We start from the raw sequence: 7941 nt of genomic DNA, 5'->3' as shown, positions 1-7941 counted from the left end.
CCCTTCCCCACCCCCTGCAAGCGGGATGGGGAAGCGGCGGCGGGTCAGCCGCGGGTGCGCGTGCCGCGGCTGCCAGCCCCACGCCGCGTACCGCTCCGGGACTTGGTGGCGGGCCGCTTCGCGGTGGTGGTGCGACGGGCGGTGGCGCGCCGGGCCGCGGTGCCCTTGGCGGCGGTGGACTTGGAACCCGAACGCGTGGCCCGGACAGCGGGCTTGCGCGTGCGGCCCGTGGCGGCGCCAGCGCGCTTCGCCGCGGTGGCCTTGCCTCCCTTGCGGCCCGCCTTGCGCGCGTTCTTCCGCGCCAGGGGACGGCTGCGCGCGACCTTGGCCTTGCTGCCCGCGCCGCCCTTCTTCATCCCGCCGCCCGTGAGCTTGTTCACGGTGGCCCAGGCGCGGGCCTCGGCCGTCTCGTCGGAAGCGCCGCGCTTCTCGTAGCCCTCTTCAATGTGTTCGGCCATCCGCTTCTGCTTCGGCGTGTACTTCGCCTTGCTTCCTCGTGCCATGCGACTTGCTCTCCAGGCCTGACTGACACCTGCATGGGGCCAGCTCCAGCGCAGAGGTGGGCAGCCACCCACCCATCCGGAAGCGCGCAGCCGGATGGACCTGTTCAACCGGCGACGCACGCATGCACGCCCCCATGGCACCCGACACCGGGAATGCACCGGGGCACGGGGCGACTCGCAAGGAGGATGCGCGCACGCGCGCCGCCTCGCGTCCCGCTGGCGGGACGCATCGTGCGTGCACAGATTGGCGTGCGACACGAAAGAGGAGGCACCCTGGAACCCGCCCTCATCAAGCCCCCATGCAGGCCCGTCCTGGATGACGGCCCCGCGGTGTTGGTGGTGAACACGCGCTCGCGCTCAGGACGGGAGGCCTTCGAGGCCGCCAGGGAAACGCTCGTGGCGCGGGGCGTCTCCATCGTCGAATGCCACGCGCTGTCCCGGGCGAACCGGCTGGACGCGATGGTGGAGCGGATGGTGGCGCTGGGCACCCGCCGCCTCATCGTGGGAGGAGGCGACGGCACCCTGAGCCGCGCGGTGGCCCAGCTGCTGGGCCGCGACGTGACGCTGGGCGTCCTCCCGCTGGGCACTGGCAATGACTTCGCGCGCTCGCTGGGAATCCCAGCCGACCTCGAAGCCGCCTGTGACGTCATCGCCCAGGGCTACACGGCCCGCGTGGACGTGGGCCTGGCCAACGGGCGCCCCTTCCTCAACGCGGCCAGCCTGGGGCTGGCCACCGGCATCGCCAGGCGGCTGACGAAGCGGCTGAAGCAGCGCGCGGGCAAGCTGGCCTACCCCGTGGCGGCCGCCGCGGAGATGAAGGACCTGCGGCCCTTCCACATCCGGCTGAAGGCGGATGACCAGGAGCTGGCGCTGGACGTGCTGCAGCTGGTGGTGGGCAACGGCCTCTACCATGGCGCCGGCAACATGGTGGCGCCCGATGCGCGGCTGGATGACCGGCGGCTGGACGTCTACGCCATCGCCGCGCCCTCCGCCACGTCGGGGAACGAAGGCACCGGCCTGGGGCAGCTCCAGGACATCGCCACGCTGATGCGCGTGGCCCTGTCCCTGCGCTCGGGCGAGCACGTGGAGCACCCCGCCGTCACCACCCTGCGCGCCGCGCGTCTCTACGTGGAGGCCGACCCCGTCCAGGAGGTGAACGCGGACGGCGAGCTCGTGGGCAAGACGCCCATGCGCTTCGAGGTGGCCCCCGCGGCCCTGCGCGTCTACGCACCCGCCCCCTCCTGAAGTTTCGGTTCACCGCCAGGCTGGCCTACACTGTAGGCCGCCGCGACGGCGCCGGCCGGACGCGGGGGAGGCCGAGCCCGTGCGCCATCGAATCCCCTTCTTGATTGCCTCGTGCCTGGCCATCGCGGCCGTGCTGCTGCTGTGGTTCCGCATGCCCGTCCCCGCGGCCCCCGCCGCGCGCCTGGAGCCCGCGGCGTCCAGCGCGCCAGCGGCCGTCACCAGCGGCGCCCCGGCCCGCGCCAGCACGCCGCCCACCCCGGGGTTGGAGATGGCCCCCGGCGCCGAGCTGGGCGCCTTCGTGGTGCGCGTGGTGGACGCCCAGGGCCCCGTGACGGGGGCCCGCGTGCGGGCCTACCTGCGCGTGGGCGCGGACGGCACCGGGGCCACGCCATGGCGCCGCGCGGGCGACGGCACCACGGCGGAGGGCGGCGTGCTGCGCCTGCCCGCCGCGCCCGGCGACTACCTGCTGTCCGCGCATGCGCCGGGCCACGGCCCCGTGCGGCTGGAGGCCACCCGGCCGCTCGGCGAGGCGGAGACGGCCGTCGAGCTACGCCTGCCCGACGGCGTGACGCTGAGCGGGCGCACCGTGGCGGAGGGGCGCGAGGAGCCGGTGCCGCTCGCCGCGCTGACGCTGCGGCCCTACCCCGGGACGCCCACGGCCTGGGCGGCCCCCACCGGCTTGCCGGAAGAAGCGGCGGAGACGACGAGCGACGCCCAGGGCCGCTTCGCCTTCACGCAACTGGCGCCCGGACGCTACGAGCTCACCGCCGAGGCGCCGGGCTTCAGCCGCCGCACCTTGCGCCTGCTCCAGGTGCCGCGGGCCGCGGAGGTCGTCGTGGGGCTCTGGGGCGCGAGCACCCTGGAGGGCTTCGTCGTCGACGCGAAGGGCCAGCCCGTCGCGGACGCGGAGGTGATGGCGGCGGGAGCCACCGCGCCGGTGCGCGTCACCACCGGGGAAGGTGGCGGCTTCGCGCTGGAGGTCAACGCCGGGACGTGGGTCGTGTCCGCGCGCCGGGGAGACCGGCGGGGCCGCGTGCAGGCGCCGCTGTCCGTCGCGCCGGGCGAGACGCTGCGCGGGCTCGTGGTGACGCTGGGCGCGGCCAGTGGCCTGACGGGCACGGTGTCCACGGTGGAGGGCGCGCCGGTGCGCGGGGCCGTCCTGGTGGCGTCTCCCGCGGGCGGCCAGGGCGAGCTGGGCCGGGCCGCGTCCGAGGACAACGGCGGGTGGCGGATGGACGTGCCGCCTGGCGAGTACGACGTGACGGTGCGCGCGGCGGGGATGACGGGCCGCGTGTTCGAAGCGGTGGTGGTGAACCCGGGCGGCCATACGCCCCTGGACGTGCGGCTGGAGCCCGCGACGGCGGCGCTGGAGGGCCTGGTGGTGGACGCGGAGGGACGGCCGCTGGAAGGCGCGCAGGTGCGCGCCGAGCCGGAGTCCTTCTCTGGCGTGGCGCACACGGCCCTCACCGACGCCGAGGGCACCTGGAGGCTGGAGGGGCTGGAGGCGGGGCCCACCTCCGTGCGCGCGCGGCGCGAGGGCTCGCGGCGGTGGACATCCCGCATGGAGACGCTGAAGGCCGGGGTCATCACCCGCGTGGACTTTACCCTGGCGGACTCCGGCTCCGTGTGGGGGCAGGTGACGCGCGCGTCGGGCGGGCCGCTGACCGAGCCCGCGCTGGTCCACGCCGTGCCTCGGGGCGGCTCGGGCACGGCCTCCACGGAGACGGACGCGCAGGGCCAGTTCCAGCTGGAGTTGCCCGCGGGCGTGTACCAGCTTGTCGCGCTGCGCCACCAGACGCCCGCCATCTACTTCCACATGGAGAGCGACCCGTTCGTGACGGTGCCTTCGGGCGGCGCCGTGCGGCAGGACCTGCTGTTGAAGGAGGACCCGGTGTTGTCCGGCGTCGTGCTGGAGCCCTCCGGGGTGCCCAGCCCGCTGGCCATCGTGGCCGCCATCCAGAGCGGGGACTTCCCCATGACGCGCAAGGAGCGCGCGGACGAGGCGGGCCAGTTCACCCTGCCGCCGCGTCCCCAGGGCGCCAGTCCCCTGGAGCTGGTGGCCCACAACGCGGGGCGCGTGGGGCGCCTGTCCGCCGCGCACGAGGACCAGGCGCCGCTCACCGTGCGGCTGGAGCCCGCGGCCACCCTGCGCGGGCGCGTGGTGGCGGGCAGCGGCGCGGCGCCGGAGGGCTTCGTCCTGGAGCTGCTCGAGGCCGACGGTGAAGCCCTGCCCTGGGCCGGCGCCTGGCCCACCACGCGGCGCTTCGCCGGCAGCACCTTCCTGCTGCCGGACGCGCCCGCCCAGGCGCTGAAGGTGACGGTGCGCACCGAGGACGGCCGCACGGGCGAGGCCCAGGTGACGCTGCGGCCCGGCAGCACGTCGGACGTGGAGGTGCCGCTCACCGGCGGCGTGGCGTCCATCTCCGGGCGCGCGGTGTGGAGCCGGGGTGGCGGCCCCGCGCCGGGGGTGGCGGTGTTCCTCGACAAGGCCGTGGGTGGGCGCCCGGAGGCCTTCACCGGACAGGACGGACGCTTCCGCCTGAGCGACGTGCGCCCGGGCATCCACACCGTGCGGCTGCTGCCGCCGGAGGGCCGCGTGGAGACGCGCACCGTGAAGGTGGCGGAGGCGGAGGCCACGGACGTCGGTGACGTCACGGTGTCCCCGCGCCGGGCCACGCCGGGCACGCTGGGCGCGGGCTTCAGCGAGGACCGGGGCCACGTCGCCTTCGCGTGGCTGACGCCGGACGGGCCCGCGGCGCGCGCGGGCGTCAACGTGGGGGACCGGCTGGTGGCGGTGGATGGCCAGGTGGTGCGCGACAGCACGGAGGCGGAGTCCCGCACCCGGGGCGCGCCCGGCACGCCCGTGCGGCTCCACGTCCGGCGCGCGAATGGCGAGCAGGAGGTGCTCGTCACCCGCGCGGAGTGAGGCCCGCTACACCTTGTCCAGCACGCGCGACAGCACCTGCGCGGTGAAGTTCACCAGCGGAATCACGCGCCGGTAGTCCATGCGCGTGGGGCCGATGACGCCCACCGTGCCCAGCACCTGCTCCTGGTTGCCGTAGGGGCTGGCGATGACGGTGACGTCGCCGGCCGCGGAGAAGTCGCTCTCCGCGCCGATGAAAATCTGCATCTCGTTGGCCACCTGCACCCGGTCCAGCAGCGACAGCAGCTTGTGCTTCTCGTCCAGGGCCTTGAAGAGCGCGCGCATGCGCTCCACGTCCGCGAACTCCGGCTGCTCGAAGAAGGAGCCCGTGCCCTGGATATGCATCCGCTCCGTGGACGCCAGGTCCGTGGCCGCCGCGCCCAGCTTCAGCGCCTTGGCCGTCAGCGCGTTGTAGAGCGCCTGCTCCTGGTCCATCTCCGCGCGGATGCGCTCGCGCGCCGACTCCAGCGGCACCTCCCGCAGCAGCTCCGACAGGTAGTTGCTCGCCTTGAGCAATTCGTCGGAGGTGATGGGGAACTCCACCGTAATCGCCTTGTTGTGCACCTGGCCGCTCTGCCCCACCAGGATGGCGAGCACCCGGTCCTCGCGCAGCCGGACGAACTCGATGCGCCGGAACACCGCCGACTCCGGCCGGGGCGCCACCACCACGCCCGCGTGGCGCGTCAGCGAATGGAGGATGCGGCTGGCCTCGCCCAGCATCTCCGCCAGGTCGGCCTCGTGCGCGAGCCCCGCGTGGATGAGCTCCCTGTCCCGCGGCGTCGGGTCCTTCAGCTTCACCAGCGTGTCCACGTAGAAGCGGTAGCCCTGGTCGGTGGGGACGCGCCCGGCTGACGTGTGGGGCTTCTCCAGGAAGCCCAGCTCCTCCAGGTCCGCCAGCACGTTGCGCATGGTGGCGGAGGACACCTCGAACCCCGACCTGCGGGTGAGCTGCTGACTGCCTACCGGCCCGCCCGTGGAGATGTACTCCTGGACGACCGCCCGGAGGACTTCCTTCTCACGCTCACCCAGCTCTTCGGACATCCCTGGCGCTCACTCCGGAGCCAACGGTGCGGCGGCACCTCCGCCCTGGCTCCCTGGGAAAGTCTAAGGAAGCGGCCCCGGGCATTCAATCCAGGAGCCGCCCTGTCCCTACGAGCGGCCCGGCGCGACATTCCCGACGCCAACATTCCAGCCAGCCGGACGGCCGCCCCGACGCACGAGCGCGGTGCCCGTCACTGTACTTCCCTGGAACGGGCCCGGCTGTGAGGTATGGCAATGCCCACATGGCCGGCGAAATTCGCCAGCGATACAAGCCGCGCCGTGCTCGCCTCGCGTGCCGCGTCCCTCCCCGTTCCACCGCCAGCCCCCGTCAGTCTGCCCGCCGGAGACGTCCTTCCCGGTGGCGCCCAGCGCGGGTGGCTCATCGCCAGCCTCCTGTCCCTCTACGTTATTTGGGGCTCCACCTATCTGGCCATCCGCTGGGCGCTGGAAGGCGGCCTGCCGCCGTTCCAGATGTCAGGGGTGCGCTTCGTGCTCGCCGGCGCCCTGCTCTTCGCGGTGCTGTGGCTGCGCGGGGCGCCCGTGCCCACGGCCCGCCAGTGGGGCGCCAGCGCGCTGGTGGGCGTGTTGCTGCTGGGCGTGGGCAACGGGGGGCTCGTCTTCGCGCAGCAGTCGGTGCCGTCGGGCGTGGCGGCGCTGGTGGTGGGCAGCCTGCCGCTGTGGACGGCGCTCTTCGGGGGACTCTTCGGCCAGTGGCCCGGGCGCGCGGAGCGCTGGGGACTGGGCGTCGGCTTTGGCGGCATCGTCCTGCTCAACCTGGGCAGGGACCTGGGCGGCAGCCTCCTGCCGACGCTGGCGCTGCTCGTGTCGCCCATGAGCTGGGCGCTGGGCTCGGTGTGGAGCCGCCGGCTGCCCATGCCGCGGGGACTGATGTCCACCGCGGCGCAGATGCTGTGCGGTGGCGCCGCCATGCTGGGCTTCAGCCTGCTGCTGGGGGAGCGCCCCACGGCGATGCCCACGCCCAAGGCGGTGCTCGCGTTCTTCTACCTCGTCACCTTCGGCTCGCTGGTGGGCTACAGCGCCTATGGCTACCTGCTGCGCAACGCGCGCCCGGCGCTGGCCACCAGCTACGCCTACGTCAACCCGGTGCTGGCGGTGTTCCTGGGCGGCCTGCTGGCGGGTGAGGTGATGACGCCCACGGCCTGGCTGGCCATGGGCGCCATCCTGGGCGCGGTGGTGCTGCTGACGCGCAAGCAGTGACGCTCAGTTGACGAGCAGCACCTTGCCCACGCCGCCCTGCTCCGCGAGCTTCTGCGCTTCCTTCACCTGCTCCAGCGGGAAGCGCTTGCTGACGGGGATGACCAGGTCGCCCTTCGCCACGGCCTGTCCCAGTTGCGTCAGGCGGCGCGAGTCCGGGTGCGCGAGGATGGCGCGCACGGTGAGCTGGCGCCCCTTGGCTTCCGGAGGCTCACCCACGACGCTGCCCAGGGTGCCGCCAGGCTTCACCTTCTCCAGCACGCGGGCCACCACCTGGCCGCCCACCGTGTCCGCCACCGCGTCCAGCATGGGCAGCTTCGCGAACTCGTCCGCGACGTCGAGCGCGAAGACGCCGTCCACGCCCAGCTTCTGCGCCTCCGCCTTCTGGCTGGCGCGCACGCCGGCCAGCACCTTCGCGCCCTTCGCCTTCGCCGCGAAGACGGCGGCGCGGCCCACCGCCCCCATGGCGCCGATGATGAGCACCGTGTCCCCCTTCTTGGGGTTCACCGCCTCTTCCATCAGTTGCACGCCGGTGAGCGTGACCAGGGGGAGCGCGGCGGCGTCCTTCAGGTCCATGGACTCGGGGACCTTCGCCCAGGCCTCCACGGGCGCGACGACCTTCTCCGCGTAGCCGGCGTTCACCACGCCCATGACGCGGTCGCCCGGCTTGAAGTCGTTGACGCCCGGGCCCACCTCGATGACCTCACCGGCCACGTCCCGCCCCAGGATGGTGGGGAACTGCACGGGCATCATCGCCTTCATGTCCCCGCGTCGAATCTTCCAGTCCACGGGGTTGATGCCCGCAGCGGTGACGCGGACCTTCACCTCGCCCGGCCCCACCTTCGGCTCGGGCATGTCTTGAATGGCGAGCGCGTCCACGTCTCCATAGGACTTGAGCACCACGGCTTTCATGCGGGCCTCCCAACGCGAAAGAGCTGACGTCGCGCGAAGGGTAGGCACCCGTGGAGGCCGGCAAACGCGGCGCCTGCTCGGCCCTGCCTCCCCCGGGAAGGA

6 protein-coding genes are annotated in these 7941 nt (G+C 73.7%); 3 read left to right on the top strand and 3 right to left on the bottom strand.

Annotation, left to right across the window (positions count from 1 at the left end; all coding sequences use genetic code 11):
* Positions 1 to 44: 44 nt before the first annotated feature.
* Entirely contained in the window at positions 45 to 503 is a 459-nt protein-coding gene (locus G4D87_RS29330; protein WP_163786008.1) for a transcriptional regulator, read from the bottom strand.
* Between the two features lie 330 nt (positions 504 to 833).
* Between G4D87_RS29330 and G4D87_RS29325 the strand changes: the two genes are divergently transcribed.
* Entirely contained in the window at positions 834 to 1748 is a 915-nt protein-coding gene (locus G4D87_RS29325; RefSeq protein ID WP_163786009.1) for a lipid kinase, read from the top strand.
* A 79-nt stretch (positions 1749 to 1827) separates the two neighbouring features.
* Positions 1828 to 4674: a carboxypeptidase regulatory-like domain-containing protein gene (locus tag G4D87_RS40035; protein WP_163786007.1), complete on the top strand. Its 2847-nt coding sequence runs from the start codon at positions 1828 to 1830 to the stop codon at positions 4672 to 4674.
* 6 nt (positions 4675 to 4680) lie between these two features.
* Here G4D87_RS40035 and hrcA read toward each other — a convergent pair whose 3' ends face one another.
* Positions 4681 to 5712 carry a heat-inducible transcriptional repressor HrcA gene (gene hrcA, locus G4D87_RS29315; protein WP_163786006.1) on the bottom strand — a complete coding sequence of 344 codons (1032 nt, stop codon included), beginning with the start codon at positions 5710 to 5712 and terminating at the stop codon, positions 4681 to 4683.
* Between the two features lie 234 nt (positions 5713 to 5946).
* On the opposite strand from hrcA, the gene yedA reads away from it, so the two are divergent.
* Positions 5947 to 6930, top strand: a complete 984-nt coding sequence (gene yedA / locus G4D87_RS29310; protein ID WP_163786005.1) for a drug/metabolite exporter YedA — start codon at positions 5947 to 5949, stop codon at positions 6928 to 6930.
* A gap of 3 nt (positions 6931 to 6933) precedes the next feature.
* Here the strand turns inward: yedA and G4D87_RS29305 are convergent, their stop codons facing one another.
* Positions 6934 to 7839: an NADP-dependent oxidoreductase gene (locus G4D87_RS29305; RefSeq protein ID WP_163786004.1), complete on the bottom strand. Its 906-nt coding sequence runs from the start codon at positions 7837 to 7839 to the stop codon at positions 6934 to 6936.
* Positions 7840 to 7941: the final 102 nt, after the last annotated feature.

Origin of the sequence: Myxococcus vastator, from assembly GCF_010894475.1 — a bacterium.
In the GTDB taxonomy this organism is placed as follows: Bacteria; Myxococcota; Myxococcia; order Myxococcales; family Myxococcaceae; genus Myxococcus; species Myxococcus vastator.
Note: the sequence above shows the minus strand (reverse complement) of the source record. Positions and strands in the feature narration are given on the sequence as shown.